This is a genomic window from Planotetraspora sp. A-T 1434, assembly GCF_025420585.1.
In the GTDB taxonomy this organism is placed as follows: Bacteria; Actinomycetota; Actinomycetes; order Streptosporangiales; family Streptosporangiaceae; genus JAOEGB01.
In genome coordinates, this window is record NZ_JAOEGB010000017.1 from 143,532 (window position 1) to 167,801 (window position 24,270).

30 protein-coding genes are annotated in these 24,270 nt (G+C 71.0%); 17 read left to right on the top strand and 13 right to left on the bottom strand.

Annotated features, from left to right (window positions below; all coding sequences use genetic code 11):
• The first annotated feature begins 60 nt into the window (after nucleotides 1-60).
• From hrcA to N5079_RS22440, 3 genes are read left to right on the top strand one after another with little or no spacing between them, the layout of a single operon-like run.
• Nucleotides 61-1,074 carry a heat-inducible transcriptional repressor HrcA gene (gene hrcA, locus N5079_RS22430; protein WP_261585937.1) on the top strand — a complete coding sequence of 338 codons (1,014 nt, stop codon included), beginning with the start codon at nucleotides 61-63 and terminating at the stop codon, nucleotides 1,072-1,074.
• Nucleotides 1,075-2,208 carry a molecular chaperone DnaJ gene (gene dnaJ / locus N5079_RS22435; protein ID WP_261585938.1) on the top strand — a complete coding sequence of 378 codons (1,134 nt, stop codon included), beginning with the start codon at nucleotides 1,075-1,077 and terminating at the stop codon, nucleotides 2,206-2,208.
• A gap of 9 nt (nucleotides 2,209-2,217) precedes the next feature.
• Entirely contained in the window at nucleotides 2,218-2,955 is a 738-nt protein-coding gene (locus tag N5079_RS22440) for a 16S rRNA (uracil(1498)-N(3))-methyltransferase (RefSeq protein ID WP_261585939.1), read from the top strand.
• Nucleotides 2,956-3,089: 134 nt separating this feature from the next.
• On the opposite strand, the gene N5079_RS22445 is transcribed toward N5079_RS22440, so the two are convergent.
• Nucleotides 3,090-3,737, bottom strand: coding sequence for a hypothetical protein (locus N5079_RS22445; protein ID WP_261585940.1), 648 nt, complete (start codon nucleotides 3,735-3,737; stop codon nucleotides 3,090-3,092).
• Nucleotides 3,734-4,339, bottom strand: coding sequence for a SigE family RNA polymerase sigma factor (locus N5079_RS22450; protein ID WP_261585941.1), 606 nt, complete (start codon nucleotides 4,337-4,339; stop codon nucleotides 3,734-3,736). Before N5079_RS22450 ends, N5079_RS22445 begins: the two co-directional genes overlap by 4 nt.
• Nucleotides 4,340-4,458: 119 nt before the next feature.
• Here N5079_RS22450 and N5079_RS22455 point away from each other — a divergent pair, with 119 nt between their 5' ends.
• The 5 genes from N5079_RS22455 (at nucleotide 4,459) to N5079_RS22475 (ending at nucleotide 11,294) form a co-directional block, all read left to right on the top strand.
• Nucleotides 4,459-4,803, top strand: coding sequence for a histidine triad nucleotide-binding protein (locus tag N5079_RS22455; protein ID WP_261585942.1), 345 nt, complete (start codon nucleotides 4,459-4,461; stop codon nucleotides 4,801-4,803).
• Nucleotides 4,804-4,858: 55 nt separating this feature from the next.
• Nucleotides 4,859-5,878 (top strand): PhoH family protein, encoded by a 1,020-nt coding sequence (locus N5079_RS22460; RefSeq protein WP_261585943.1) that lies wholly within the window; start codon nucleotides 4,859-4,861, stop codon nucleotides 5,876-5,878.
• A 25-nt stretch (nucleotides 5,879-5,903) separates the two neighbouring features.
• Nucleotides 5,904-6,380 (top strand): rRNA maturation RNase YbeY, encoded by a 477-nt coding sequence (gene ybeY / locus N5079_RS22465; protein ID WP_261585944.1) that lies wholly within the window; start codon nucleotides 5,904-5,906, stop codon nucleotides 6,378-6,380.
• A complete protein-coding gene (locus tag N5079_RS22470) occupies nucleotides 6,377-7,675 on the top strand; it encodes a hemolysin family protein (protein ID WP_261585945.1) in 1,299 nt (432 codons plus the stop codon). Before ybeY ends, N5079_RS22470 begins: the two co-directional genes overlap by 4 nt.
• Before the next feature lie 91 nt (nucleotides 7,676-7,766).
• Entirely contained in the window at nucleotides 7,767-11,294 is a 3,528-nt protein-coding gene (locus N5079_RS22475) for a BTAD domain-containing putative transcriptional regulator (RefSeq protein WP_261585946.1), read from the top strand.
• On the opposite strand, the gene N5079_RS22480 is transcribed toward N5079_RS22475, so the two are convergent.
• Complete coding sequence (locus tag N5079_RS22480) at nucleotides 11,261-11,737, bottom strand: pyridoxamine 5'-phosphate oxidase family protein (RefSeq protein ID WP_261585947.1); 477 nt, start codon at nucleotides 11,735-11,737, stop codon at nucleotides 11,261-11,263. The genes N5079_RS22475 and N5079_RS22480 overlap by 34 nt on opposite strands.
• 323 nt (nucleotides 11,738-12,060) lie before the next feature.
• Here N5079_RS22480 and N5079_RS22485 point away from each other — a divergent pair, with 323 nt between their 5' ends.
• The 3 genes from N5079_RS22485 to era are packed head-to-tail and all read left to right on the top strand — an operon-like array spanning nucleotide 12,061 to nucleotide 13,980.
• Nucleotides 12,061-12,726, top strand: coding sequence for a hypothetical protein (locus N5079_RS22485; protein ID WP_261585948.1), 666 nt, complete (start codon nucleotides 12,061-12,063; stop codon nucleotides 12,724-12,726).
• Complete coding sequence (locus tag N5079_RS22490) at nucleotides 12,723-13,058, top strand: cytidine deaminase (RefSeq protein WP_261585949.1); 336 nt, start codon at nucleotides 12,723-12,725, stop codon at nucleotides 13,056-13,058. The genes N5079_RS22485 and N5079_RS22490 overlap by 4 nt, the downstream gene beginning before the upstream one ends.
• 1 nt (nucleotide 13,059) lies before the next feature.
• A complete protein-coding gene (era, locus tag N5079_RS22495; protein WP_261585950.1) occupies nucleotides 13,060-13,980 on the top strand; it encodes a GTPase Era in 921 nt (306 codons plus the stop codon).
• A 20-nt stretch (nucleotides 13,981-14,000) separates the two neighbouring features.
• Here era and N5079_RS22500 read toward each other — a convergent pair whose 3' ends face one another.
• Nucleotides 14,001-14,207, bottom strand: a complete 207-nt coding sequence (locus N5079_RS22500) for a type II toxin-antitoxin system PemK/MazF family toxin (protein ID WP_261585951.1) — start codon at nucleotides 14,205-14,207, stop codon at nucleotides 14,001-14,003.
• A 2-nt stretch (nucleotides 14,208-14,209) separates the two neighbouring features.
• Here N5079_RS22500 and N5079_RS22505 point away from each other — a divergent pair, with 2 nt between their 5' ends.
• Together N5079_RS22505 and N5079_RS22510 are read left to right on the top strand one after the other, a co-directional pair.
• Nucleotides 14,210-14,806 carry a winged helix-turn-helix domain-containing protein gene (locus N5079_RS22505; RefSeq protein ID WP_261585952.1) on the top strand — a complete coding sequence of 199 codons (597 nt, stop codon included), beginning with the start codon at nucleotides 14,210-14,212 and terminating at the stop codon, nucleotides 14,804-14,806.
• Nucleotides 14,803-15,210 carry a hypothetical protein gene (locus tag N5079_RS22510; RefSeq protein WP_261585953.1) on the top strand — a complete coding sequence of 136 codons (408 nt, stop codon included), beginning with the start codon at nucleotides 14,803-14,805 and terminating at the stop codon, nucleotides 15,208-15,210. The genes N5079_RS22505 and N5079_RS22510 overlap by 4 nt, the downstream gene beginning before the upstream one ends.
• A gap of 88 nt (nucleotides 15,211-15,298) precedes the next feature.
• Here N5079_RS22510 and N5079_RS22515 read toward each other — a convergent pair whose 3' ends face one another.
• From N5079_RS22515 to N5079_RS22555, 9 genes are all read right to left on the bottom strand, one after another.
• Nucleotides 15,299-15,646, bottom strand: a complete 348-nt coding sequence (locus tag N5079_RS22515; RefSeq protein ID WP_261585954.1) for a type II toxin-antitoxin system PemK/MazF family toxin — start codon at nucleotides 15,644-15,646, stop codon at nucleotides 15,299-15,301.
• Nucleotides 15,633-15,863, bottom strand: coding sequence for a ribbon-helix-helix domain-containing protein (locus tag N5079_RS22520; RefSeq protein ID WP_261585955.1), 231 nt, complete (start codon nucleotides 15,861-15,863; stop codon nucleotides 15,633-15,635). The genes N5079_RS22515 and N5079_RS22520 overlap by 14 nt, the downstream gene beginning before the upstream one ends.
• Before the next feature lie 101 nt (nucleotides 15,864-15,964).
• The gene (locus N5079_RS22525; protein WP_261585956.1) at nucleotides 15,965-16,444 is read right to left on the bottom strand and encodes a hypothetical protein; all 480 of its coding nucleotides are present in this window, start codon (nucleotides 16,442-16,444) and stop codon (nucleotides 15,965-15,967) included.
• A gap of 39 nt (nucleotides 16,445-16,483) precedes the next feature.
• Entirely contained in the window at nucleotides 16,484-17,401 is a 918-nt protein-coding gene (locus N5079_RS22530; RefSeq protein WP_261585957.1) for an urease accessory protein UreD, read from the bottom strand.
• 5 nt (nucleotides 17,402-17,406) lie between these two features.
• Nucleotides 17,407-18,177 (bottom strand): urease accessory protein UreG, encoded by a 771-nt coding sequence (gene ureG, locus N5079_RS22535; RefSeq protein WP_261585958.1) that lies wholly within the window; start codon nucleotides 18,175-18,177, stop codon nucleotides 17,407-17,409.
• Nucleotides 18,178-18,259: 82 nt separating this feature from the next.
• Nucleotides 18,260-19,219, bottom strand: a complete 960-nt coding sequence (locus N5079_RS22540; RefSeq protein WP_261585959.1) for an urease accessory protein UreF — start codon at nucleotides 19,217-19,219, stop codon at nucleotides 18,260-18,262.
• A 79-nt stretch (nucleotides 19,220-19,298) separates the two neighbouring features.
• Entirely contained in the window at nucleotides 19,299-21,011 is a 1,713-nt protein-coding gene (locus N5079_RS22545; RefSeq protein ID WP_261585960.1) for an urease subunit alpha, read from the bottom strand.
• Nucleotides 21,008-21,379, bottom strand: a complete 372-nt coding sequence (locus N5079_RS22550) for an urease subunit beta (protein ID WP_261585961.1) — start codon at nucleotides 21,377-21,379, stop codon at nucleotides 21,008-21,010. The genes N5079_RS22545 and N5079_RS22550 overlap by 4 nt, the downstream gene beginning before the upstream one ends.
• Nucleotides 21,376-21,678, bottom strand: coding sequence for an urease subunit gamma (locus N5079_RS22555; protein WP_261585962.1), 303 nt, complete (start codon nucleotides 21,676-21,678; stop codon nucleotides 21,376-21,378). Before N5079_RS22555 ends, N5079_RS22550 begins: the two co-directional genes overlap by 4 nt.
• A gap of 150 nt (nucleotides 21,679-21,828) precedes the next feature.
• Here N5079_RS22555 and N5079_RS35600 point away from each other — a divergent pair, with 150 nt between their 5' ends.
• The 4 genes from N5079_RS35600 to N5079_RS22570 all read left to right on the top strand — a co-directional run bounded on the left by N5079_RS35600 (nucleotide 21,829) and on the right by N5079_RS22570 (nucleotide 24,141).
• Nucleotides 21,829-22,314 (top strand): transporter substrate-binding protein, encoded by a 486-nt coding sequence (locus N5079_RS35600; protein ID WP_410007820.1) that lies wholly within the window; start codon nucleotides 21,829-21,831, stop codon nucleotides 22,312-22,314.
• A gap of 227 nt (nucleotides 22,315-22,541) precedes the next feature.
• Nucleotides 22,542-22,727, top strand: coding sequence for an ATP-binding cassette domain-containing protein (locus N5079_RS22560; protein WP_261585963.1), 186 nt, complete (start codon nucleotides 22,542-22,544; stop codon nucleotides 22,725-22,727).
• Nucleotides 22,728-22,795: 68 nt separating this feature from the next.
• Complete coding sequence (locus tag N5079_RS22565) at nucleotides 22,796-23,050, top strand: hypothetical protein (RefSeq protein ID WP_261585964.1); 255 nt, start codon at nucleotides 22,796-22,798, stop codon at nucleotides 23,048-23,050.
• Complete coding sequence (locus N5079_RS22570) at nucleotides 23,047-24,141, top strand: YeiH family protein (protein ID WP_261585965.1); 1,095 nt, start codon at nucleotides 23,047-23,049, stop codon at nucleotides 24,139-24,141. Before N5079_RS22565 ends, N5079_RS22570 begins: the two co-directional genes overlap by 4 nt.
• Nucleotides 24,142-24,270: the final 129 nt, after the last annotated feature.

The following is a 24,270-nucleotide window of genomic DNA, read 5'->3' on the forward strand; positions in this document are numbered from 1 at the left end:
TGGCACTCGGGAACACAGAGTGCCAGAGTTCGTGTTTCCCACGCACAGGGAGGTGACACATTGCTCGACGACCGCAAGCTGGCCGTGTTGCGTGCCATCGTCGAGGACTACGTGTCCACCAACGAGCCGGTGGGCTCCAAGGCCCTCGCCGACAGGCACAATCTCGGCGTTTCTCCTGCGACGATCCGTAACGACATGGCCGCGCTCGAGGAGCAGGGGTACATTCACCAGCCGCACACGAGCGCCGGGAGGGTTCCGACGGACAAGGGATATCGCCTGTTCGTCGACCGGCTCTCGCAGGTCAAGCCGCTTTCCGCCGCCGAACGCAGAGCGATCGAGGCGTTCCTCGGCGGGGTGGTCGACCTCGACGAGATCGTCATGCGGACGGTGCGGCTGCTGGCCCAGCTCACCAGGCAGGTCGCGGTCGTGCAGTATCCCTCGCTGACCAGGTCGTCGGTCCGGCACGTCGAGATCGTGCCGCTGGCCGAGCGCCGGGTCATGCTCGTTCTGATCACCAACACCGGCCGGGTCGAGCAGCGGGTGGTCGATCTGCCCGAGGCGGTCGCGGAGGACCGGATCGCGCACCTCCGCGCCGTGCTCAACGCCTGCCTGGACGGCTGCGGCCTCTCCAGCGTGCCGGAGACCGTCGCCGAAGTACCGGAGCGGCTTCCGGCCAAGGATCGGCCCGTGGCGGCGACGATCCTGTCGGTGCTTCTTGAGACACTTGTCGAGCGGCACGAGGAAAAGATCGTTTTTGCTGGAACCGCCAACCTCGCGGCGGCCGACTTCAGCGTCGGCCTGCGCGACGTGCTGGAGGCGCTGGAGGAGCAGGTCGTCCTGATGCGCCTGCTCGGCGAGACCGGCGGCCTGTCCGAGCTGACCGTCCGGATCGGCTCGGAGAACCCGTACACCGGACTTCGCGGCACCTCGATCGTGGCCGCGGGATACGGTTCGGGCGACAAGGAACTGGCCCGGCTCGGAGTGCTGGGCCCGACGCGAATGGACTATCCGGTGACGATGGGTGCGGTGCGCGCGGTGGCGCGCTACGTCGGCCAGATCCTGGCGGGGTCATAAGTGTCCAAGGACTACTACGCGACCCTCGGGGTGCGCCGTGACGCCAGCCAGGAAGAGATCAAGAAGGCGTACCGCCGTCTCGCCCGCGAGCTGCACCCGGACGTCAATCCCGATCCGGAGACCCAGGAGCGGTTCAAGGACATCACTCAGGCCTACGAGGTGCTGTCCGACGCGAACAAGCGGCAGATGTACGACCTCGGCGCCGACCCGTTCAGCAGCGGGGCGGGGGCCGGAGCCGGCGGGTTCGGGGCGGGCTTCCCGTTCAGCGACATCATGGACGCCTTCTTCGGCTCGGCCGGCGGATCCCGGGGGCCGCGCTCCCGCGCCAGGCGGGGCCGCAACGCGACGATCCGGGTCGAGCTCGACCTGGCCGAGTCCGGGTTCGGCACCACGCGGGAGCTGGTCGTCGACACCGCCGTGCTGTGCGAGGTCTGTCACGGCTCGGGCGCGGCGGCCGGCACCCACCCCGACACCTGTGACATGTGCCACGGCCGTGGCGAGGTGTCCCAGGTCACCCGGTCGTTCCTCGGCCAGGTCATGACCTCGCGGCCGTGCCCCCAGTGCGGCGGGTACGGCAGCGTGATCCGTCACCCCTGCATGGAGTGCTCCGGCGAGGGCCGGGTCCGCACCCGCAGAACGATCAAGGTCAGGATCCCGGCCGGTGTCGAGGACGGCACCCACATCCAGCTCGCCGGCGAGGGCGAGATCGGCCCCGGCGGCGGCCCTCCCGGCGACCTCTTCCTGGAGATCGTCGAGCGGCCGCACCAGATCTTCGAGCGGCGGGGCGACGACCTCCACTGCACGGTCCAGATCCCGATGACCGCCGCCGCCCTCGGCACCTCGCTCACCGTCGAGACCCTCGACGGCGCCGAGGAGATCGACGTACGGCCCGGCACCCAGGCGGGCCAGATCATCCCCCTGTACGGCAGGGGCGTCCAGCGGCTCAACGAGACCGGCAGGGGCGACCTGCTGATCCACGTCACCGTCGAGACCCCGACCAAGCTGGACCCGGCGCAGGAGGAGCTACTGCGGGAGCTGTCCAAGCTACGCGGGGAGGAGCGGCCGCCGGGGAAGTTCTCCCCGGGCCAGCAAGGGTTCTTCTCACGCCTGAGAGACGCGTTCAACGGCCGCTGAGGCGGGTTCATGAGCGTTCCCGTGTTCCTGGCGGACACCACTGATCTCGATCCCGGGGCCGGCCGGATCGTCCTCGGCGGCCCGGAGGGACGCCACGCGGCGGCCGTCAGGAGGCTTCGCCCCGGCGAGCGGATCGACCTGACGGACGGCCTCGGCCGGGTCGCCGAGTGCGTCGTCTCCGACGTGGGCAAGGACACGCTCACGGCCGAGGTGCTCAGACGCTACGACCTCGACCCGCCGGCGCCGCGCCTCGTCGTCGTCCAGGGGCTCCCGAAGGGCGACCGGGGCGAGCTGGCGGTCGAGATGATGACCGAGGCGGGCGTCGACGTGATCGTGCCCTGGGCCGCCGCCCGCTGCGTCACCCAGTGGAAGGGCGACCGCGCGGGCAAGGCCCTGGCCCGCTGGCGGAGCACCGCGCGCGAGGCCGGTAAGCAGGCCCGCCGCTTCCACCTTCCCGAGGTGGCCGAGCAGGCCACGACGGCCCAGGTGGCCTCGGCCGTCTCCGGGGCGGCGCTCGCGATCGTGCTGCACGAGGAGGCCGCCGAACCGCTGAGCGGCCTGACACTGCCGGATAAGGGTGACATCGTGGTCGTGGTCGGCCCCGAGGGCGGAATCACCGACGACGAGATCGCCCGGTTCCGGGCCGCCGGAGCCGTACCGGCCCTGCTCGGGCCGACGGTGCTGCGGACCTCGACGGCCGGAGTGGCGGCGGCCGCCGTGCTGCTGTCCCGCAGTGGTCGTTGGTGAAGCGGGCGCGGAGTCAGCTTTGAGACTACGAGGGCGTGGACGAAAAGGGGATCTTCCGCGCGCGCGGACCGGCCATCGCCTGGTTCAAGGACCCGGCCGGCAACATCCTGTCGGTGCTCCAGAAGGACTGATTCTTACGGCGTCGGCGTCTCCGAGACGGAGTTGACCGCGACCGCGTCGGTCGGGGTCGGCGAAGGCGTCGGGCTCGGCGTCGGCGACGGGGTCGGCGCCGGAGGCGGCGTGGTGGCCGTCGAGGGCGTGGGGGCCGGAGGGGGCGGGGTCTCGTCCGGAGGGCACGAGGGCGAGGCCGTGGAGTCCGGCTCGACGACTCCCGTCGTGGCGTCCGGAGACGCGCAGGGGTTCGGCGTCGACGACGGCGTCGGCTTGGAGGTCGAGCCCGCCTTGTGCGTCGGGACGGGCGGCGCCTGACCGTGCGCGGTCCCGTTGGTGGTGATCACCAGTGTGGGGGCGGGCGACGCCGGCGGCCGCTGGGTGGCCGACGTGTCGGGAAGCCGGCTGCCATCGCCCGCCTGGTAGATGCCCGTGCTCTGGCCCACCTGCGTGCGGAGGCCGGGGACGAGCATGACGACCGTGCCCGCCACCAGGACGGCCCCCGCTACGGCGGCTCCCACTCGCCACCAAAAGATGCCCCGCAGGCCGCGCCGCTCGATGCGGCTGCGGATGATGTCCAGTCCTTCGGGAGACGGCACGACCGAGTCCGCCTCCGCGCGCATGGCACGGCGCAGGAACTCGCCGTACTCGTCGTCGGGGGGGAAGGTCATGAGAACTGCTCCAGTGCCATCCGTAGTGCGGCCATGCCGCGGGCCGTGTGACTTTTCACCGCGCCCTTGCTGATGCCCATCGCGTTGGCGATCTCCGCCTCCGACAGGTCACCGTAGTAGCGCAGCACCAGCGCCTCGCGCTGCCGGGTGGGCAGGCCGCGGAGCGCCTCGATGACCGCCGAGCGCTCCAGCTCGCCGATCGCGCCGTTCTCCGCGCTGGGCGCGTCGGGAAGCCCCTTCGGGGCGTACTTCTCGACGACCGCGCGGTGACGCAGCACGGAGCGCGAGCGGTTGACGACCGATTGGCGTAGGTAGGCCAGTGCCTTGTCGGTGTCCCGCAGCCGGCGCCACGCCCCATGAATGGCGACGAACGCGTCCTGCACGACCTCTTCCGCGCTGGCCACATCACGGACCAGCAGCACCGCGAGACGCACCAGTGACCGATAGTGGGCGCTGTAAAGCGCCGTAACGGCCACGTCGGCATCCCACCCGACGGGCACCGTCCCCAACGACCTGTCGGCCACGAGGGTCTCGGTGGTCACATCAGTAGGACGCTCGTCATCCCCGGGGGGTTTACGTTCTTCCGAATGATTAGGGGGCATGACCCAGTGGTGTCCTCGCCCGACACTAGGGGGGTTTTTCGGTGCAGTGTCGCACACCAACATTACTTGCGGGGATCTTTCAACGTCATCACTGATTGGCAACGGCTACGCTTTCGCTCGTGACCGACTGCCTGTTCTGCAAGATCGTGGCCAAGGAGATCCCCGCGGAGATCGTCCTGGAGGCCGACCGGGCGCTGGCGTTCCGCGACATCAACCCGCAGGCGCCCACGCACGTCCTGGTCGTGTCGAAGGCCCACCACGAGAACGCGGCGGCGCTGGCCGAGGCCGACGACGGCCTCGCGGACGACCTGCTCAAGGCGTGTCACGCCGTGGCCGTCCAGGAGGGCGTGGCCGGCTCGGGCTACCGGGTGGTGTTCAACACCGGGCCGGGCGCCGGGCAGACCGTCTTCCACGTCCACGCGCACGTGCTGGGCGGCAGAGACCTCGCGTGGCCACCGGGGTGAACGGCTAGCATGACCGTAGGGAACTAGGGAGGCGAGCAGGCCGTAACGGCCGCCCATGTCCGAGTCACACGAATTCAACAAGACCCAGGCCAAGGTCGTCATCCCCGAGGGGCAGCCGATGGTGAGCCTGCTCGGCTCGCGTGACGAGTTGCTGCGGGTCATCGAGAAGGCCTTCCGCGCCGACATCCACGTGCGCGGCAACGAGATCACCATCACGGGCAGCCCGGAGGAGAGCGGCGTCGTCGTGCGTCTCTTCGAGGAGCTCGTGGAGCTGGTCACGTCGGGCGCGGAGCTGACGCCCGACTCCGTCGAGCGCAGCATCGGCATGCTGCGGATGAAGACCGACCGCCCGGCCGAGGTGCTGTCCCTCGACATCCTCTCCGCGCGCGGACGGACCATCCGCCCGAAGACGGTCAACCAGAAGCGGTACGTCGACGCGATCGACAGGCACACCGTCGTCTTCGGCATCGGGCCCGCGGGCACCGGCAAGACCTATCTGGCGATGGCCAAGGCCGTGAAGGCCCTGCAGAACAAGCATGTCAACCGGATCATCCTGACCCGGCCCGCCGTCGAGGCGGGGGAGCGGCTGGGTTTCCTGCCGGGCACCCTCTACGAGAAGATCGATCCGTACCTGCGGCCGCTCTACGACGCGCTGCACGACATGCTGGACCCCGACTCGATCCCGCGGCTGATGGCCGCCGGAACGATCGAGGTCGCGCCGCTGGCGTACATGCGCGGGCGCACGCTGAACGACGCGTTCATCATCCTCGACGAGGCGCAGAACACCTCACCCGAGCAGATGAAGATGTTCCTGACCCGCCTCGGGTTCAACTCCAAGATCGTCGTGACGGGTGACGTGACCCAGATCGACCTTCCCGGAGGCCAGGAGAGCGGGCTCAAGGTCGTCCAGGGCATCCTCGAAGGCATCGACGACATCCATTTCAGCAAGCTGACCAGCGCAGACGTGGTCCGCCACAAGCTGGTGAGCGACATCGTCGACGCCTACGGGCGATACGACGCGGCGATGGCGTCGGAGCCGCGGGCGATCGCCAAGCGCTCCAGGAGCAGACGGTGAGCGAGCGCTCAGGTAAGGAGATCCGGTGAGCATCGAGGTGGCCAACGAGTCCGGCGTGGAGGTCGACGAGTCGGCCCTCGTGGAGCTGGCCGGTCACGTCCTCGGCCGGATGGGCATCAACCCGCTGGCCGAGCTGTCGATCCTGGTGATCGACGAGGCGGCGATGGCCGAGCTGCACGAGCAGTGGATGGGCGAGCCGGGGCCGACCGACGTGCTGGCCTTCCCCATGGACGAGCTGCGGCCCAACTCCGGCGGCGGCCGCGAGGAGGACTCCTCCCCCGACCCGGCCCTGCTCGGCGACGTGGTGCTCTGCCCCCAGGTGGCCGCCAAGCAGGCCGCCGAGGCCGGGCACAGCGCCCAGGACGAGCTGGAGATGCTCTGCACCCACGGCATCCTCCACCTGCTCGGCTACGACCACGCGGAACCCGAGGAACACGCCGAGATGTTCGGCCTGCAGGGCGAGCTGCTCGAGGCGTGGCGGGAGGTGCGGCGGAAGCCGTGAACAACGGCTGGCTGTTCTCGGCCGTCCTCCTCATCGTGGTCGGCGGCCTTCTGGCGAGTGCCGAGACGGCGCTGACCCGCATCTCCCGGGTGCGGGCCGAGGAGTTCGTCAAGGAGAGGCGCCGGGGCGCCCTGCGGCTGCGGGCGATCGTCGCCGACCCCCCGCGCTACCTCAACCTGCTGCTGCTGCTCAGGCTGAGCTGCGAGCTGATCGCCACGGTGATCGCCACTTTGCTGTTCATCGACTGGCTCGGCGACCGCGGCCAGGCCTACGCCGTGGCCGCCGGGGTCATGATCCTGGTGAGCTACGTCATCGTGGGCGTCTCGCCGCGCACGCTGGGCCGCCAGCACGCCGAGCCCGTCGCGCTCGCCAGCGCGCCCATCGTGTACGGCCTGACCCGCATCTTCGGCCCGCTGCCGAAGCTGCTCATCCTGCTCGGCAACGCGCTGACCCCGGGCCGCGGCTTCCGGGAGGGGCCGTTCACCTCCGAGGCCGAGCTGCGCGATCTGGTCGACCTGGCCGAGCAGCGCCGGGTGATCGAGCCGGACGAGCGCGAGATGATCCACTCGGTCTTCGAGCTGGGTGACACGCTCGTCCGCGAGGTCATGGTGCCGCGTACGGACATCATCTTCATCGAGCGGGGAAAGAGCCTGAGCCAGGCGCTCTCGCTGGCCCTGCGCAGCGGTTTCTCCCGCATCCCGGTGGTCGGCGAGAACGAGGACGACGTCGTCGGCATCGCCTACCTCAAGGACATCGTCCGCCGAATGCAGGACACCGGCGACACGGGCGGCAGGGTCGACGAGCTGATGCGCCCGGCGACCTACGTCCCGGACAGCAAGCCGATCGACGAACTGCTCCGCGAGATGCAGGCCCGGCAGATCCACCTGGCCATCGTCATCGACGAGTACGGCGGCACCGCCGGCCTCGTGACGATCGAGGACGTGATCGAGGAGATCGTCGGGGAGATCGCCGACGAGTACGACCAGGAGGCCCCCCGGGTCGAGCCGCTCGACGACGGCGCGGTCCGCGTTACGGCCCGCCTTCCCGTCGACGAGCTGGCGGAGCTGTTCCACACCGAGATCGAGGTCGAGGACGTGGACACCGTGGGCGGCCTGCTGGCCCACGCGCTCGGCCGTGTGCCGATCGCCGGTTCCGAGGCCACGGTCGGCGGGCTCCGCCTGACGGCGGAAAATCTCGCCGGCCGCCGCAACCAGATCAGCACCGTGGTGGTGCGGCGGGCCGACCACTCCGAGGCGGAGGAAGAGGTCGTCCCCACCGCCGCCGAGCAGGAGTAGCGGCAAGGCCCCCCTTGCCGTGAAATAGGCCTACTTTGAGCCCGTCGGGTATCTGGATATTGAAATGTCCGTATATGTACGCTGACTCGTCATGGCGGTCTTCCGGGTACTTGGAGCGTTCGAAGCGGTCGGGGAGAACGGGCCCATCGACCTTGGCGGTCCCCGGCAGCGCTCGGTCCTCGCCCGCCTGCTGATCAGCCGGGGGCAGGTCGTCCCGGTCGAGCGCATGATCGACGATCTGTGGCACGAGCAGCCGCCGCCGAGCGCGCTGGCGTCGATCCAGGCCTACGTCTCCAACCTCCGGCGCGCCCTGGAGCCGGGCCGTACGGCACGCACGGCGGCCCGGGTGCTGGTCACGGTCCCGCCCGGCTATGCCGTACGGACCGAGGAGGTGGACGCCTGGCGGTTCGAGGATCTCGTGCGGCAGGCGGCCCGGTCGCTGGCCGGAGGGGACGCTCGCACGGCCCTCCAGGAGCTGGACGGCGCGCTCGCGCTCTGGCGGGGACCGGCCTACCCCGAGTTCGCCATCGCCGAGTGGGCCATGACGGAGATCGCCCGCCTCGGCGAGCTCCACGCCATGGCCGTCGAGCAGCGTGCCTCGGCGGCGATGGCACTCGGTCTGCCCGGCTCCGTCGTGGCCGACCTGCGCACCCACCTCGACGAGCACCCGCTGCGCGAAGAGGGGTGGCGGCTGCTGGCCGTCGCGCTCTACCGGCAGGGCCGCCAGGGGGACGCGCTCGTCGCCCTCCGGGAGGCCCGCCGCATGCTCGTGGACGAGCTCGGCGTCGATCCCGGCCCGGCGCTCCAGCGGCTGGAGGCCGATATCCTGGCGCAGTCTCCGGCACTTGAGCCGGCCCCGCCCGCTCCGGGCACGGCGCTCGTCGCGGACGGGCCCACAGCGGAATCCGGGCCCGTGCCGGCCACGGGATCGGGCGTGGTGCCGGCCTCGGGATCGGGCGCCGTTCCGGCCCAGGGATTGAGCGTGGTGCCGGCCTCGGGATCGGGCGCCGTTCCGGCCCAGGGATTGAGCGTGGTGCCGGCCTCGGGATCGGGCGCCGTTCCGGCCCAGGGATTGAGCGTGGTGCCGGTCTCGGGATCGGGGGGCGTGCCAGGCCGGCACGCGGGGCCGGCGGCGGGCCGGATCGTCGCGGAGCCCGCGCGGCGCGACCGCCTCTTCGGCCGGGAGAGCGAGCTGGCCCAGTTGCTGGCCCTCTCCCGGGGGATCGCGCTGATCGGCGGCGAGGCGGGCATAGGCAAGTCCGCCCTGGCCGAGGCGGCCGCGGCGGCACGGGCCGGCGCCGGTTGGCGGGTCGCCGTGGGCCGGTGCCCGGAGACGGGCGGCGCCCCCGCCGGATGGGCCTGGGCGGAGATCCTGCGCGCTCTCACGGCGGCGGTGGCTCCAGGCGAGGCGGTCGCCGTACAGATCGCGCGGCTGCTCGATCCCGTCGGCCAGGAGGGTTTCGCACCCGGGGCCGACCTGACGACGGAACGGTTCCGGCTGCGCCGGGCCCTCGCGGCATACCTCGCCGACGCCGCCCGGACCGCGCCGCTCCTGCTGGTCCTCGACGACCTGCACCGGGCCGACGACGAGACCCTGGCCGTCCTGGTGCATCTGGCCGGTGACCTGGCGGACGCGCCGGTCGTCATCGTCGGCACGTTCCGGGATGAGGAGGCCGACCGGCTGGCGGACACGTCGGCCACGCTGGCGCGCCACGAGCCGCTCCGCGTCGCCCTTCGCGGGATCGACCAGGAGGCCGCCGCCGGGCTTCTCGCGGAAGTCTCCGGCGCGGAGGTCACGGCCGCCACGCTGGCCGCCGTCGCGGACCGCACGGGGGGCAACCCCTTCTTCCTCCGGGAGACCGCCCGGCTGATCGCCTCGGAGGGGGAGACGGCCGCCGCGTCGGTCGTGCCCGCGGGGGTTCGCGACGTGCTGCGCCGCCGGTTCGCCCGGCTGCCGGTGCCCGCGCAGACGGTCCTGCGGGAGGCGGCCGTCATGGGCCGGGACATCGACGTCGACGTGCTCACGGCCGTCAACGGCGGCGGCGACGACGCCGTGGTCGACGCCGTCGAGGCCGCCCTTATGGCGGGCCTGCTGCTCGAGCCCGGCGGCGGCGGTGTCCGGTTCGCCCACGCGCTCGTGCGGGACACGCTCTATGACGACATGTCACGCCTGAGGCAGACCCGGACCCACGCCCGGGTCGCCGCGGTGCTCGAACGGCTCCGCCCGGACGAGGTCGCCGCGCTCGCCCACCACTTCGCAGCAGGCGGCGAGCCCGCGAAGGCCGCCCGCTATGCCGCACTGGCCGCCGAGCAGGCCGAGCTGCGTTTCGCCTACCGGGAGGCGGCCGCCCTGTGGGGGCAGGCGATCGACCTCGGCGGCCGGGAGGACCTGGAGCTCATCATGCGGCGGGTCCGCGCGCTGGCGCTCGGCAACGAGCTCGCCGCCGCCCGGGAGATGCGCGAGCGGGCCATCCGGCTGGCCGTGCCGTACGGCGATCCCGAGCTCATCGCGCGGGTCGTCGGGGCCTTCGACGCGCCGTCACTGTGGAGCACCAAGGACTACGGCGTGGTGTCGAGCGAGGTGGTCCGGGTCATCGAGGAGACGCTCGCCGTGCTGCCGCAGGGGGACGGCCCGGCCCGCTGCGCGCTGCTGACGTCCCTGGCCTTCGAACTGGAGGGTGAGCAGACCACGCGGGGCGCCGAGGCGGCCGGCGAGGCGCTGGCGATGGCCCGGCGGATCGGCGATCCCGAGGGCCTCGTCAAGGCGCTGAACGCCCGGCACTTCCACACCTTCCGGGGCGACAGTCCGGCCGTGCGGGAGCGCCTCGGCACGGAGCTGCTCCGGCTCGCCGAGGCGAACGGCATGGCGACGGGGCAGGTCGTGGCCCACCTGATCCTGATGCAGCGTGCCCTGGCCGAGCTGGACTTCCCGGAGGCCGACCGGCACGCCGACCAGGCGGAGCGGCTCGGCGAGCGCTACGACCTGCCCATGCCGCGCTCCCTCGCCACCTTCTACCGGGCGTTCCGGCTGGCGATCGCGGGTGAGTACGTCGAGGCCGAGCGGCTCTACCGGGAGGGGGCCCACGCGCACTCGCGTGTTGGGGCGTGGCGCTTCGAGGTCGGCCTGTCCTACATGTCCCGCTACTGCCTTGGGCTCCTCCAGGGCGACGTCACCGGCATGCTCGCCGAGTCGGAGCTGGTCGCCCAGCACTGGGACGTGGCCGCGGAGCCGTACGCGCTGGCGCTCGCGGCGGCGGGCCGTACCGGCGAGGCGCGGCAGGTGGCGGGGCGGCCACGGCCGATCAGGCCGGACTACTACGCCCGCCTGTTCATCGTCGTCCGGGGGCTGCTCGGGATGGCGCTCGGCGACAAGGAACGGGTGCTGGAGGCCTACGACGCGCTGGCGCCCTACCCGCGCGGAATCGTCACCCAGGGCACGGGACTCCTCCCGCTCTGGCCGGTGGCCCAGGTGCTGGGCGATCTCGCGGCGTACCTGGGACGGGCCGATGAGGCGGCCGAGCGGTACGGCGCCGCGCTGGAGATCGCGACCGGGGTGGGGGCCACGGCCTGGGTGGACGCCGCTCGTCAGGGCCTGGCCGGGATCACGCGCCCCGGTTGATCGGGGCCGTCGAAGAGCACCCACTCGGTCACGTCGAGCCGGTAGACGCGCTCGCCGGGTGAAGGGCGGAGGGGGGCCTGGGCGCCGGGCGGCAGCTCGCGGGCAGAGCCTGTGAAGGCCACCGCGCCGGTCGGCCGCACCGGTTCCCCGGCGTTCCCGGCGACATCCCCGGCGACATCCCGGGCGCCGCCGCCGGCGACACCGGTGGGAATGCTGCCGGGAACGCCGCCGACGACGCTGCCCGCCACGCGGCTGTCGGACCGCAGGTCCCGGGAGTGGGGCAGGTCCTCGCGGGAGACGAAGTAGAGCCGGTCCGGTGCGAAGGTCACGTGGTACCGGAGGATGGACAGTGAGGGGGAGCCGTCGGGCCGCAAGGTGGCGAGCTGCATGAGCGCGCCCCCCGCGACGTATGCGTCCAGCCGCCGCTCGAGTTCGGTGGTCACCGCACCAGCGTGGCCCACGCCGGTTGTAAGCCCCTAGGCCCAGGTGGGCGGGCGGCGCAAGCGTACTTCAAGTGTTCTGCAAGTCGTCTGGGCCACTGTTGTCTCCAGGCGCCCGGGAGGGGTTCGGGGCGTCTGGAAGGGGAGGTCCGGCGCGCCGGGAGGGGTTCGCGGCGCACCGGCACCCCCTTGGGGTCTTAGGGGCTCTCACCCGTGCCGACCGGGTGAGAGCCCTTGCCGTTTACCCAACGTGGTCACGTGTTTGCTGATTGTGGACCGTCCCTTGAGGGAAGGAACACCGGGGCCCCCGACCACGGGAGACGGGTATGCGGATCTTCCATGCGACCGTCGTCGTCGGCGTGAGCGCGCTGGGCCTGGCCACGGTGGGGGGCTGCGGAGCCGATCGGACGATTCACACCCGTGGGGCGTCCACTCTGGTGGCGTCCGGACCGCGTGCCGTTCTCCAATCCTTGGTCGACCTGCCCGAGGGGTTCTCCGACCGGGCGCGAAGCGGGTGGAGACCGCCTTTCCGGCCGCGCGTCCGGGCGTGCCGCACGCTCTTCGACGCGGCGGCGGGGAAGCCGCCCAGGGACGGCCTCCTCGGGACGACCTCGGCGACCTATGAGGGCGAGCACGTGGGGGAGTTGGCCGGGGTCGGGCTCGCGACGTACGCGGGCGACGGGGCCGCCGCCCATCTCGGTGAGCTCCGCGAGGCGATGTCGAGGTGCGTCACGGCGGACGGCGGTGCTCCGGGGGCGGGGAGCCGCCTGTCGGCCTCCCGCCTGCCCCTCGGGTACGTCGGGCAGGACGCGGAAGGCCGCCGGTTGACTGGGCGAGTCGCGGGATATCCGTACGAGATGCATTTGGTGGTCCTGAGCGCCGGGCACACGCTCATCGCGCTCGTCCACGCGGGGCTGAACCCGCCGGACGCGAGCCGGACGGCGGAGCTGACCAGGGTGCTGGCCCGTAAGGTCGGTAACCTTGAGCCGTGACAGAGACGCTGGACCCTGAGGATAACAAGATCATCACGCTGGCCCGTTCGGCCCGCGCCCGCAACGGCTCGCCCGAGGGGGCCGCCGTGCGCGACGAGACCGGGCGGACGTACGCCGCGACCGGCGTCGCGCTGCCCTCGCTCCAGCTCTCGGCAATCCAGGTCGCGGTCGCGATGGCCGTGTCCAGCGGGGCGCGGTCACTGGAGGCCGCCGCACTGGTGACCGACGCCGACGACCCGGCCGAGGACGACCTGGCCGTCATCGAGGACCTCGGCAACGGCACGCTGTTCCTGGCGGCCCCGGACGGCTCCCTGAAGGGCCGGTACATCTAACGTGAACGCTGATCCCCGCCGGGACGCCGAGTTCCGAGCCGGATTCGCCTGCTTCGTCGGCAGGCCCAACGTCGGCAAGTCGACCCTCATGAACGCCCTCGTCGGCACCAAGGTCGCCATCACCTCGTCCAAGCCGCAGACGACCCGGCGGGCCATCCGCGGGATCGTCCACCGGCCGGACGCACAACTCGTGATCGTGGACACTCCCGGTTTCCACCGGCCCCGCACGCTTCTCGGCGAACGGCTGGACAGCCTCGTGCTGTCCACGCTGACCGAGGTCGACGTGATCGGCTTCTGTGTCCCGGCCAACGAGCCGATCGGCAAGGGCGACCGGTTCATCGTCGAGAAGCTCGCGGCGGTCAAGAAGACCCCCGTCGTCGCCGTCGTGACCAAGTGCGACCTGGCGTCCCGCGAGCAGATCGCCGGGCAGCTCCTCGCGGTGTCGGCCCTGACGGACTTCGAGGCGATCATCCCGGTGTCGGCCGAGAGCGGCGAGCAGCTCGACGTGCTGGCCGACCAGCTCATCGCGCGCCTGCCCGAGTCGCCGCCGCTGTACGCCGGGGGCGAGCTGACCGACGAGCCCGAGCAGATCCTGGTGGCCGAGCTGATCAGGGAAGCCGCGCTCGAAGGGGTCCGCGACGAGCTGCCCCACTCCATCGCGGTGGTCGTCGAGGAGATGGCCCCCCGTGAAGGCCGTGACGACCTGCTCGACGTCTACGCGTTCATGTACGTGGAGCGGCCGTCGCAGAAGGCGATCGTCATCGGGCCCGGTGGCGCCCGGCTGAAGGACGTGGGCACCCGCGCCCGCCGGCAGATCGAGGCGCTCCTCGGCACCCGGGTCTACCTGGACCTCCGGATCAAGGTCGCCAAGGAATGGCAGCGCGACCCCAAACAGCTTCGCCGCCTCGGCTTCTACGACTGATCACCGGCTTCTTCGACTGATCAGAGGGCGAGATGGGTGCGGAGCGCCTCGTCGAGCTTCTTGAGCACGGGCGCGGGCAGATGGCCGATCCGCTCGCGCAGCCGCCCCGGCGCGATCGACCTGACCTGCTCCGCCTGGGCCTTGGAGTCCTTCGCGCGGGTGGGCAGGTCGCCCGAGGTGCCATTTCTCGGGCCTGTCAGTCCACTTAGGTGGATGATAACTTCCATTTATGCGTAGTGAAGCGCCGGCTCTGCTGCCACTCTTCAGGTCACGCCACCAGGCCGAGGCTCTGACCCTGCTGTTTCTCCATCCCGGCCAAGAGTTCACTCTGACGGAACTGGCCACCCGGGTGGGTGTCCCGCTGACCACCGCTCAACGGGAGATGAGCCGTCTCGTGGAGAGCGATCTCGTCCGGGAGCGGCGGATCGGCAGGGCGAGACTGCTCAGCGCCAATGCCGAAAATCGCTACGCGCGACCGCTCACTGAGATGCTCATGCTCACGTTCGGGCCGCACGTGGTGATCGCCGAGGAATTCGCCCTTATCGAGGGTGCGACGGCGGTTGGCATCTTCGGGTCATGGGCCGCGCGTTACGGCGGCGAACCTGGACCGCCTCCGCGGGACATCGATGTGATAGTGATCGGCGCAACTGGGAGAGGGCCCGCCTACCAAGCTGCGGAACGGGCGGAGCGAAAGCTGACAATGCGGGTCAACCCGGTCGTCGTCAGCCACGAGCGCTGGCAATCTGCCTCCGATCCGCTGATCCAGCAGATACGGTCGTCTGCGCTTCTGTGGGTGATCGGTGACGAGGGAGGACTTGGGCAGTGAAGTGGAGCCGGGGCGAAGCGGTGATCGAACGTCTCCTCACAGACCGACGCCTCCAAGCCGTATCCGGCGCTCAGGCCGATGGAAATCCGTGGCTTGAACGCGCAGCCCGCGTCATCGCGACGGCGGAGTCGTTGATCGAAAAGGATCCGGACAGCGCTTACATTCTCGCGTACGACGCGGCGCGTCAGGCATGCACCGCGGTTCTGGCGCATCAAGGTCTCAGGCCGACCACGGCGGGTGGTCACTATGTGGTCGAGGAGGTGCTCCGGGCACAGTTCGGTGACCTCTTCATAGGCTTCGGATCTCTTCGCAGGCGCCGCAATGAAATCGAGTATCCGGCACGTCCGGAGATGACGTCGATTACGACGAGGCGGCGGAAGGCGTGGACGTCGCGCAGAGCCTGATCGAGACGGTCCGCAAGCTCCTCCCCGACCTGTCGCTGCGCTGACGCGGCCGGCTCCCAATCATGTACGTGTAGCGGCCGTCGCGGAATCATAAGGCGAGATGGGTGCGCAGCGCCTCGTCGAGCTTCTTGAGCACGGGCGCGGGCAGATGGCCGATCCGCTCGCGCAGCCGCCCCGGCGCGATCGACCTGACCTGCTCCGCCTGGGCCTTGGAGTCCTTCGCGAGCCCGCATTCCTTGGCAGGCAGCAGCACTTGGAACGGCAGGACCCGTGCGATGTTCGTCGTGACGGGCACCACGGTCACAACGCCCCGGCCGCTCCGTTCGACGGCGCGGTTGGCGGCGTCATTGCTGACCACCACGCCGGGACGGGTCTTGTTGGCCTCGGAGCCCTGCGACGGCTCGAAGTCGATCCAATAGACGTCACCTCGGCGCATCGAAGATTCCGTCGCCCGAGGTGGCGTCCCAGACAGAGGCGTCCTCGCCGGCGTCCCACTCCTCAAAGGCCGCCACGTACTCCTCTTCGAGGGACGCGGCGCGGAGGAGCCTGATGGCATCGTGCAGGGCGCCGGACCGCGACAGAGCCTCATGGCGCGTGACGTATTCGTCGAGAAACGCCACATCCTCTTCCGGAAGGCTGACACTGATCTTCACACCAACAATGCTACCCAGGATGCTACCGCTCCGGCTACCTGGCACGCGGCAGGTGATCAGCGTGATTACCTTGGCGGCGGCGCGCTGGAGGACGGGACGGGTCAGCGGCGGCGGAGGAGGGCGGCGGCGGCGAAGGCCGCCACGAGGACGGAGGCGAGGAGTGCGGCGAACCAGCCGTACTGGATGGAGGGATGCACGTCCACCAGTCCGGGGATCCGGAAGTCCAACCGGTCGGCCAGGCCCTGCGGGTCCGTCAGGAACATCGCCAGGGAGAAGGCGGCCACCGCACCGGGAAGGATGGCGAACCCGGTGAACAGCCAGCTGCGCACCACGCCCAGGACTCCGAGCAGCATGGAGATCACGCCCGCGCCCGCGACGAACCAGCCGCTGCCGTCGTCGACCCCGCGCACCGCGTGAGTGAGCTCCGTGTTCAGGGCGCCGAACTCGGCCGTCACCCCCGCCCACGGCAGCAGGGCGGCGACGGCCAGCGCGAGACCGGCGACGATCACTCCGATGGCCAGAAGCAGGCTGGCGGCGCTCCTGCCCGGCCCGCCATCGACCGGCGCGGTGGGTTCAGACACGATCACCAGGCTACGCCCGCAGTCGCCCGATGCCGCTCGCTACGGCGCGGGGGATGGGTGGAGGGCAGCCGGGGTTTCGGCTCGCTGCGGCGCGGGGGATGGGTGGAGGGCGGCCAGGCTCTCGGCGCGTTCGAGGCGCGCTCGCAGCTCGACGGTGTCCGAGGCGAGGGCGGAGGCCAGCACGCCGGGCCCGGCGAGCGGAAGGGCCGCCCAGCCGTCTCCCACCGTGGCACGGCGTTCCGCCTTGCCGTCCGGCACGGCCGGCGAGGTCCAGGCCGGACCCGCCACGAGTGTGGAGCCGACGCAGCGGGCGTCGCCGTACACGGCGGGGCTGCGGTCGGTGGACGGATCTCCGACGACGAGCTCCTGCCTGAGCAGCGGCCGTCCGGCGACGGTCACGTCGAACCGGGCGCGGCATCGCCCCGGCCGCTCTCCGTGCCTCCCGAAGACGATCTCCTCACGCCAGAACGCCGAGGCGTCCTCCTCGAGCCAGAGCCGTACCGCCATGCGGTGCGAGCACCCGGCGGCGAGCACGGTCGGCTCCGGCGAGAAGCGCAGGGAGGCTCCCGCGCCGACCTGGGCGTCGATCACCATCCAGGAGTCGCCGGGGGAGGAGCCCGGCAGCACCAGCGTGGACGCGACAGAGCGGACCTCCAAGGAGGTGCCGGGAGCGACCTCGATCCGCAACTCCAGCCGGTCCCCGCCGAGGGGACCGGCCGCCGTGGACACCAGATGCACCAGGCCCGGACCCGTCTGCCGCAGCGTGAGCGGGGGATCCGACCGCAGCGTCTCCAGCCGGGTGGCCCCGCCGGGACCGGCCGCGGTCGTGATCACGGCCCGCGCCGTGACCGACGCCGGGCCGGGGCGCGCCGTGGGGGCGTCCGTCGTGGGTGGTCCGGTGTGGCCGGTGTGGCTGGTCGGGCTGCTCGGGCGGGTCGGGCGGGTCGGAACGGTCACGGCGGTCAGGGCGTCACGGTCGGGGCCGCGTGGTCATGATCGTGGTCTTGGTCTTGGTCGTGGTCATGGTCTTGGGTCTGGGTCTGGTCGTGGGTGTGCGTGTGGGCATGCTTCTGCTCGCGCTGGTGCCGCCAGGCACCCATGATGCCCGAGACCCATTCGGCGACCGAGTGCGCGCCCTTGTCCTCCCTGATCGAGGTGAACAGCACCGGCCTGCCGTCCCGTACGGCTGCCGCGTCGCGGGACATCACGGTCAGGTCGGCCCCAACGAGCGGGGCCAGGTCGGTCTTGTTGACCACGAGCAGGTCGGCCGTGGTCACTCCGGGGCCGCCCTTGCGGGGGACCTTGTCGCCGCCGGAGACGTCCAGCACGAAGATCTGCCGGTCGGCCAGCCCCCGGCTGAAGGTGGCGGTCAGGTTGTCGCCGCCGCTCTCCACGATCACCAGGTCGAGCTCTCCGAACCGCTCTTCGAGCGTCTCCACCGCGTCGAGGTTGGCGGCGATGTCGTCGCGGATCGCCGTGTGCGGGCAGCAGCCGGTCTGCACGGCGAGGATTCTCTCCGGGTCGATGACGCCTGCGCGGCGCAGGAAGTCGGCGTCCTCGGTCGTGTAGATGTCGTTCGTCACGACCCCCAGGCGCAGCGACGGGCCGAGGCTGCGGCACAGGGCCGCCACCAGGGCGGTTTTGCCGCTGCCGACGGGGCCGCCGATGCCGAGGCGCAGCGCGCGCCCGCGCGGATCCGCCGCGTCGTGGTGGTCGTCGTGGTGAGCGCCCATGGTGAGGACCTGTCCTTCCGCTTCAAGCCGGTACGGCTTCGCTGGGCATCGCTTCGTTCGCCCTCAGGAGCTTCGGTCGCCGTCAGGAGACGAAAAGCTTCATCGGGTTGTTCTGGTGGCCTTCCGCGAGCAGGTCGAGCGCCGGGGCGCAGTGCCCCGGCAACGACTGCCAGCCCGCTACCCGCGGCGTCGCGGAGTCCCGCGCCGCCGAATCGCGGGGAACGGGCTCCGTCACCACCGCGTCCATGAGCGACGCGCAGGCGGCGTGGGCCGCGTCGTTGAGCGCGGGAGCCAGGTCGGCGAGGAGGCGGTGCACGGTCACCGGGTCGAGCCCGAGGAGCCGCACGGCCGCCGTCGCAGGTCCGGTCACCGCGTTGTAGGCCGCCGCCAGGGCCGCCTGGTAGGGGTCGCAGCCCGCCGACGCCGCCGCGGCGCCCACCGCGACGGGATGGTGGGCCCCCTCCGGGATGGCCGCCGTCAGCGTGTCGAGGATGGCCGACGGCCAGATGCCGCGTGCCGTACGGATGAGGAGGCGGCCCTGGGTGCGGCTCGCCTCCCGCTGGGCAGGGGAGGCGGTGCGGGCGTCGGCCTCGGCGTCGAGCTGCCGCCACCGCTGGACCCACTCGCCGCCGTCCGCGGCGCCCTGGGCGTCTGGCCGGCTGGCGCGTGGTCCCTCCCCGCCGGTCTCGCCTGCATGCGGTCGGCTCGCGTCTGCTCCGTCCGCGTCTGCTCCGTCCGCGTCTGCTCCGTCCACGTCTGCTTCGTCCGTGGCTGGTGGGGCCGTGTTGGGGCCGCACTCGTTCCGGGCGGTCCGGGGGGCGGTGGCGGTGCCGAGTTCGCAGGCGGCGGCGGCCAGGGCGGCGGTGACGAGCCCAGCGGTGGCGAGCCGCCCCCGGAGGAACCGCGCCAGATCGTCCGGGCCGGTGATCGCGCCGAGCCGTACGGCCTCCTCGGCGCCCCCCGAATGGGCGTGGCCCCCGGCGGGGAGCCGCGAGTCGGCCAGCAGGAGCATCGCCGCGTCGCCGGGTGACCTACCGTGCATCTCGCCTCTCCTCCTGTCCGCTCGACTGTCCTCGTGCTTCACCACCGGGCCTGAGCACCCATGCCTCAGAACCCATTTCTCAGAAAAGGAAATAGCGCTGGGCCATGGGCAGTTCCTCGGCGGGGGCGGGCTCGATCGCCTCTCCGTCGACGCGCACCTCGAACGTGTCGGGGTTCACCTCGATCGACGGCAGCGCGTCGTTGAGCGGCATGGCGTCCTTGCGGCGGGCGCGCACGTCGGCCACGGGGACCAGGCGGCGGCGGACGTCCAGCCGGTCGGCCAGGCCGTCCTCGATGGCCAGCGGGGCCACGAAGTGCAGCGACGTGGCGGCGGCCGTGACCGGGGCGGCGCCGAACATCGGCCGGGGGAACACGGGCTGAGGAGTCGGGATGGAGGCGTTGGCGTCGCCCATCTGGGCGTAGGCGATCACGCCGCCCTTGACGACCAGGTCCGGCTTCACGCCGAAGAAGGCCGGGCTCCACAGGACGAGGTCCGCCAGCTTGCCGACCTCGACCGACCCGATCTCGCCGTCGAGCCCGTGGGCGATGGCCGGATTGATCGTGTATTTGGCGACGTAACGGCGGGCGCGCAGGTTGTCGGCCGGGCCGGACAGGGCGCCCCGGCGTTTCTTCATGACATGGGCGGTCTGCCAGGTACGGATGATCGTCTCGCCTACTCGCCCCATCGCCTGGGAGTCGGATCCGATCATGGAGATCGCGCCGATGTCGTGCAGGACGTCCTCGGCCGCCATCGTCGTCGGCCGGATCCGCGACTCGGCGAAGGCCAGGTCCTCCGGGATGGAGGGATTGAGGTGATGGCAGACCATGAGCATGTCCAGGTGCTCGTGGTGCGTGTTGATCGTGTGCGGCCGGGTCGGGTTGGTGGACGACGGCAGGACGTTGGCGTGCGAGGCGACCTTGATGATGTCGGGCGCGTGGCCGCCCCCGGCGCCTTCGGTGTGGTAGGCGTGGATGCCCCGGCCGGCGATGGCATCGAGCGTCGACTCGACGAACCCGGCCTCGTTCAGCGTGTCGGTGTGGATGGCCACCTGGACGCCGGTCGCGTCGCACACCCTCAGGCAAGCGTCGATCGCGGCGGGGGTCGTGCCCCAGTCCTCGTGCAGCTTGAAGCCGGACGCCCCGGCGCGGAGCTGCTCCATCAGGCCCTCGGTGCTGACCGTGTTGCCCTTGCCGAGCAACGCCACGTTGACCGGGTAGGAGTCGAGGGACTCCAGCATGCGGGCCAGATACCAGGCGCCGGTGACCGTGGTGGCCTTCGTGCCCTCGGCCGGTCCGGTGCCGCCGCCGATGATCGTGGTGACGCCCGAGGCGAGCGCCTCGTCGAGGATCTGCGGGCAGATGAGGTGCACGTGGGAGTCGACCGCTCCCGCTGTGACGATCTTGCCGTTGCCCGCCAGGATCTCGGTCGACGGGCCGATGACCAGGCCGGGGTGCACGCCGTCCATGGTGTCCGGGTTGCCGGCCTTGCCGATCGCGACGATCCGGCCGTCGCGCACGCCGATGTCGGCCTTGACGACGCCCCAGTGGTCGAGGATCACCGCGCCGGTGATGACGAGGTCGGCGGCGCCCTCGGCGCGGGTCGTCCGGGCCTGGCCCATCGACTCGCGGATCACCTTGCCGCCGCCGAAGACCGCCTCGTCACCCGCTCCGGCGGGACCCATCGAGAGGTCCTCGGTGACCTCGATGAACAGGTCGGTGTCCGCCAGCCTCACCTTGTCCCCGGCGGTCGGGCCGTACAGGGCGGCGTAGCGCGAGCGCTCGATGCGGGTCATTCGCCGTCTCCGTCTCTGGCGGCGCCGTCCGGGCGACCGGTGTCGAGCGGCCCCGCCCACTCCGGACGCAGGCCCGGAACGATCCGGCCGCCGCTCAGGGGCACCAGCGTCACGTCGCGCTCGACGCCCGGCTCGAACCTGACGGCCGTACCGGCCGGGATGTCGAGGCGGGTCCCCCAGGCGGCCTTCCGGTCGAACGCCAGGCCAGGGTTGGCCGCCGCGAAGTGATAGTGCGACCCCACCTGGACCGGACGGTCCGCGGTGTTGACCACCCGAAGCGTGATCCGCTCCCTGCCCGGGTTCAGCTCGATGGGCGCCTCGCCGTACACGATCTCGCCCGGCGCGCCCGGCGCGCTCGCGGTGCTCATGAGATCGGGTTGTGGACGGTGACGAGCTTGGTGCCGTCGGGGAAGGTGGCCTCTATCTGGACGGACTCCAGCATCTCGGGGACGCCGTCCATGACGTCTTCCCGGCGGAGCACCTTGCGGCCGGCGTCCATGAGCTCCGCCACGGTGTGGCCGTCGCGGGCGCCCTCCAGCAGGAAGGATGCGATGATCGCGGTCGCCTCGGGATGGTTGAGCCGCAGGCCGCGCTCCTTGCGGTCGCGCGCCACGCCCGCGGCGACGTGGATGAGGAGGCGTTCCTGTTCGTGTGGAGTGAGCCGCATGGCGGGACGATAGGTAAGCGCCGTTTCCCTTGCGTTACCTGCTCATTTCGTGCGTGTATCGGGATGGCCGGTGAGCCTTCCCTAATGAGTTGTTAACATTCCGGTTTTATCGGGAAATCTCACCCATTCGCCTTGTCGGCAGACGGGCCGGTGCGGGGGCCGTATCGACAAGGAGGAGCCACCTTCGCGGAGAAGTCCACCAAGCTCATCGCCCAGGACAAGGTCGCCACAGTCTTCGGCGGGCGGACGTTCGCGAGCCGCAAGGCGATGCTGCCGGTGTTCCAGAAGCGCAAGGTCCTGCTGTGGCACCCATGCAATACGAGGGCTGAAGAGCTCGCCGTACATCTTCTACACGGGCGCGACGACCAACCAGCAGATCGTCCCGGCCTCGACTATCTGAAGGAACGGGGAAATAAAAAGTGTGTTCCTTCGTTGGCAGCGACTATGTGTTCCCCAGAACGGCCAACAAAATCATCAAGGCGGACGCCGCGGCCAACGGGAATGGAGGTTCTCGGAGAGAAATGCACCCCGCTCGGGCATACGGAATACGGCACGCTCGTCAGCAAATCCCCGAGGCGAAGCCGGATGCGGTTTCAACACGCTTACGGCGACAGTGATGTCGCGTCCTTCAAGTGAGGTCGCCCACGACCACACCGTCATCGTGGTCGAGTACCGCATGGACTTCCAAAGGAAGTGCGCCTTCCGGGTGACCGTGTTGCACGAGGGCGCCGGGCTGATGGAGGGATCGGTCGAGCAGGTCCGGTCCCGATCCGGGGGGACAGGAGATCTATCTGGGTCGGGCGCGGAAAGACGCCGGCGATGCGGTCCGTTGAGGGGTTCGAGGGCGGGTACGGCAGGCGCGGGTGCTGTTCGGGGTCTCCCTGGAGGTCGCCGCAGGCCGGCTGACGTGCGTGATGGGCCGCAACGGCGTCAGCAAGACGACCCTGCTCAACACGGTCATGGGCGTCCTTCCCGCGACACGCGGCTCCGTGACGTTCGAGGGCGGGGACGTCATCCTCAAGCCGGGAAAATACCCTCTTTACGAGTAGGGATTAGCGAATTTATGCTGCCGGTGTCGCGTTCACCCCCCATTCAAGGAGCCTCAAGGGAGCCCGCCTTGTCAGCGACGACACCCCCATCTCAGACACCTCCGCCCGAGGACCCCGCCGATCTGTCCGACCCGCCCGAGGACCCCGCTGTCCTGTCCGACCCGCCCGAGGAGCCGCAGCCCGGCGAGCATTTCGCCGAGGAGGCCGCGGCGTCCGATCCCCGCCGCGACCGGACACCTCTGCTCGACTGGATCTCCGTCGGCGTCGCCGCCCTGATCGTGCTGGCGGCCGTCGCCGGCGTCCTCCCGGAGGTGGGCTGGTGACCACGCACGCCGCCACTCCCTCCGCCGTCCCCGCGTCCTCCTCCGACTTCGCCCGCAAGGCCGTGGGCCTGGTCCCCGGTCTGGTCCTGCTGGCCGTCATTGGATACGCGGGCAAGCTGGCCGAGACCTGGTTCACCGAGATCGGCACCTCGAACGGCTGGTCGTTCCCGAAGATCGAGTACGTCCTGTGGGCGATCGTCTTCGGCCTGATCATCACCAACACCGTCGGCATCCACCCGATCTTCAAACCGGGAATCGCCACCTACGAGTTCTGGCTCAAGCTGGGCATCGTCCTGCTCGGCGCCCGCTTCCTGCTGGGCGACGTGCTGAAGCTCGGCGGGGTCAGCCTGGCCCTCGTCGTCATCGAGTTGTTCGTCGCCATCGGCGTGGTCGTGCTGATCGGCCGCTGGTTCGGGCTCGGGCCCAAGCTGATCTCGCTGCTCGCGATCGGCTCGTCGATCTGCGGGGTGTCGGCGATCATCGCGGGCAAGGGGGCGATCGACGCCGACGACGAGGACGCGTCCTTCGCCATCGCCGCGATCCTGGCGCTCGGGGCCTTCGGCCTGTTCGCCTACCCCGCGATCGGGCACCTCATCGGCCTGTCGGCGCACGAGTTCGGCCTGTGGGCGGGTCTCGCGGTGGACAACACGGCCGAGGCCACGGCCGCGGGCGCGCTGTACTCGGACGAGGCCGCGAAGGTGGCCGTCCTGGCCAAGTCGACCCGGAACGCCACGATCGGCTTCGTCGTGCTCGGCTTCGCCCTCTTCTGGGCGGCGCGCGGCCAGGCGCATGCGGTCGGCAACCGGGCCGCCTTCCTGTGGGCGAAGTTCCCCAAGTTCGTGCTGGGGTTCCTCGTGGTGTCGGCGCTCGCGACGGCGGGGGCCATCGCCAAGGCCGACCTGACCTCGCTCGGCAACCTCTCGCGCTGGGCGTTCCTGCTCACGTTCGCGGGCGTCGGCCTCAGCACGGACTTCCGCGCGATCCGCCGCCAGGGGCTCCGGCCGTTCGCCGTCGGCGCCCTCGCGGAGCTCACCGTCACCGTCGTGACGCTGGGCCTGGTCGTGGCCGCAAGCGCCTGGATCGGCCTGTAGGGGAAGCTCGGTTACCATCGGAAGAGAGGAAGCGATCGAACGCCTGAACGCCTCTGGCCTCGCCGGACACCTCGCGGAGCAGCCCTCCGGCGGAGGAGTCCACGGACCTGGCCCTGCGCATGGCCGACT

What these genes read in the sequence shown, in the direction of transcription:
- N5079_RS22440 (WP_261585939.1), top strand. Translation starts at nt 2,218, where the DNA reads ATGAGCGTTCCCGTGTTCCTGGCGGACACCACTGATCTCGATCCCGGG.
- N5079_RS22445 (WP_261585940.1), bottom strand. Translation starts at nt 3,737, where the DNA reads ATGACCTTCCCCCCCGACGACGAGTACGGCGAGTTCCTGCGCCGTGCC.
- N5079_RS22450 (WP_261585941.1), bottom strand. Translation starts at nt 4,339, where the DNA reads ATGCCCCCTAATCATTCGGAAGAACGTAAACCCCCCGGGGATGACGAG.
- N5079_RS22460 (WP_261585943.1), top strand. Translation starts at nt 4,859, where the DNA reads ATGTCCGAGTCACACGAATTCAACAAGACCCAGGCCAAGGTCGTCATC.
- N5079_RS22475 (WP_261585946.1), top strand. Translation starts at nt 7,767, where the DNA reads ATGGCGGTCTTCCGGGTACTTGGAGCGTTCGAAGCGGTCGGGGAGAAC.
- N5079_RS22485 (WP_261585948.1), top strand. Translation starts at nt 12,061, where the DNA reads ATGCGGATCTTCCATGCGACCGTCGTCGTCGGCGTGAGCGCGCTGGGC.
- N5079_RS22500 (WP_261585951.1), bottom strand. Translation starts at nt 14,207, where the DNA reads ATGGAAGTTATCATCCACCTAAGTGGACTGACAGGCCCGAGAAATGGC.
- N5079_RS22505 (WP_261585952.1), top strand. Translation starts at nt 14,210, where the DNA reads ATGCGTAGTGAAGCGCCGGCTCTGCTGCCACTCTTCAGGTCACGCCAC.
- N5079_RS22515 (WP_261585954.1), bottom strand. Translation starts at nt 15,646, where the DNA reads ATGCGCCGAGGTGACGTCTATTGGATCGACTTCGAGCCGTCGCAGGGC.
- ureG (WP_261585958.1), bottom strand. Translation starts at nt 18,177, where the DNA reads ATGGGCGCTCACCACGACGACCACCACGACGCGGCGGATCCGCGCGGG.
- N5079_RS22540 (WP_261585959.1), bottom strand. Translation starts at nt 19,219, where the DNA reads ATGCACGGTAGGTCACCCGGCGACGCGGCGATGCTCCTGCTGGCCGAC.
- N5079_RS22545 (WP_261585960.1), bottom strand. Translation starts at nt 21,011, where the DNA reads ATGACCCGCATCGAGCGCTCGCGCTACGCCGCCCTGTACGGCCCGACC.
- N5079_RS22550 (WP_261585961.1), bottom strand. Translation starts at nt 21,379, where the DNA reads ATGAGCACCGCGAGCGCGCCGGGCGCGCCGGGCGAGATCGTGTACGGC.
- N5079_RS22555 (WP_261585962.1), bottom strand. Translation starts at nt 21,678, where the DNA reads ATGCGGCTCACTCCACACGAACAGGAACGCCTCCTCATCCACGTCGCC.